Below are 699 nucleotides of genomic sequence, written 5' to 3'. Positions count from 1 at the left end.
GTTTCGGCCTGTTGGGCGGCAAGTTCCTGGAAGGCGCAGCGCGTCAGCCAGAAATGGTTCCAATGCTGCAAGTCAAAATGTTCATCGTTGCCGGTCTGCTCGACGCCGTAACCATGATCGGCGTTGGTATCGCTCTGTTCTTCACCTTCGCGAACCCTTTCGTTGGTCAACTCGCTCACTAATCACTCGGATTTTCGAGTTGAGCAAGTCTGATGGACAACGAACGAGCGAGGTGTTGGCGTGAACATTAATGCAACCCTGATTGGCCAGTCCGTTGCGTTCTTCATTTTTGTACTGTTTTGCATGAAGTTCGTGTGGCCTCCGGTCATCGCGGCTTTGCACGAACGTCAGAAGAAGATCGCGGATGGACTGGACGCTGCCGCCCGAGCAGCTCGCGACCTGGAATTGGCCCAAGATAAAGCGGGTCAACAACTGCGCGAAGCAAAAGCTCAGGCAGCCGAAATCATTGAGCAAGCCAAGAAACGCGGTAATCAGATCGTCGAAGAGGCTGTTGATAAAGCCCGTGTCGACGCTGAACGTGTGAAAGTGCAGGCTCAGGCCGAGATCGAGCAGGAACTGAACAGTGTCAAAGACGCGCTGCGTGCCCAACTGGGTGCTCTGGCCGTTGGCGGCGCCGAGAAGATCCTGGGTGCCACAATCGATCAAAACGCGCACGCGGAGCTGGTTAACAAACTGGCT

Annotated in this window: 2 protein-coding genes; both read left to right on the top strand. The window is 55.1% G+C overall.

The features are described 5' to 3' along the window. A partial coding sequence (gene atpE, locus ACIPIN_RS26900; RefSeq protein ID WP_401124153.1) for a F0F1 ATP synthase subunit C occupies positions 1-182 on the top strand: 182 nt, incomplete at its 5' end. A gap of 58 nt (positions 183-240) precedes the next feature. Next, positions 241-699: F0F1 ATP synthase subunit B (locus ACIPIN_RS26895; RefSeq protein WP_401124151.1), on the top strand; the 459-nt coding region annotated here is incomplete at its 3' end.

Source organism: Pseudomonas sp. NPDC087697 (assembly GCF_044743155.1).
Lineage (GTDB): Bacteria > Pseudomonadota > Gammaproteobacteria > Pseudomonadales > Pseudomonadaceae > Aquipseudomonas.
The sequence above is the reverse complement of the archived record's forward strand: the minus strand, read 5'-3'. Positions and strand labels throughout refer to the sequence as shown.